Here is a 500-nt window from a genome sequence, read left to right as displayed (position 1 = left end):
AATGTGTTTTTTGGTGTTTGTCATAAAGACAAACATTGAGAACTTTACAAACAATCTTAAAGATTGTTTTGTCAGCTTTCCAAATTGTTAAAGAGCTAGATTTTCTTATGAAAACCATTTTTAAAGATTCTTTTTCAAGAACACTTAAAGATGGTGGAGCTATGCGGGATCGAACCGCAGACCTCCTGCGTGCAAGGCAGGCGCTCTCCCAGCTGAGCTATAGCCCCATCAAGGTGTCGATACTGTCGCCAATTCCTTGGGAAAGAAATTGGTGGGTCTGAGTGGACTCGAACCACCGACCTCTCGCTTATCAGGCGAACGCTCTAACCACCTGAGCTACAGACCCAGTATCATCTCTTTACTTTATAAACCGTATCAATCTGTGTGGACACTCATCGTGAGTAATCATCGTATAAGGAGGTGATCCAGCGCCAGGTTCCCCTAGCGCTACCTTGTTACGACTTCACCCCAGTCATGAACCACAAAGTGGTAAGCGTCCC

General features: G+C 44.8%; 2 tRNA genes and 1 rRNA gene. All 3 read right to left on the bottom strand.

The features are described from left to right. Positions 1 to 151 precede the first annotated feature (151 nt). A tRNA-Ala gene (locus IQR33_RS24165) sits at positions 152 to 227 on the bottom strand. Positions 228 to 269: 42 nt separating this feature from the next. Next, positions 270 to 346: transfer RNA gene (locus IQR33_RS24160), tRNA-Ile, on the bottom strand. Between the two features lie 67 nt (positions 347 to 413). Continuing rightward, positions 414 to 500 (bottom strand): 16S ribosomal RNA (locus IQR33_RS24155); the annotation flags it as partial.

Origin of the sequence: Vibrio sp. OPT46, from assembly GCF_015163535.1 — a bacterium.
In the GTDB taxonomy this organism is placed as follows: Bacteria; Pseudomonadota; Gammaproteobacteria; order Enterobacterales; family Vibrionaceae; genus Vibrio; species Vibrio alginolyticus.
The sequence above is the reverse complement of the archived record's forward strand: the minus strand, read 5'-3'. Positions and strand labels throughout refer to the sequence as shown.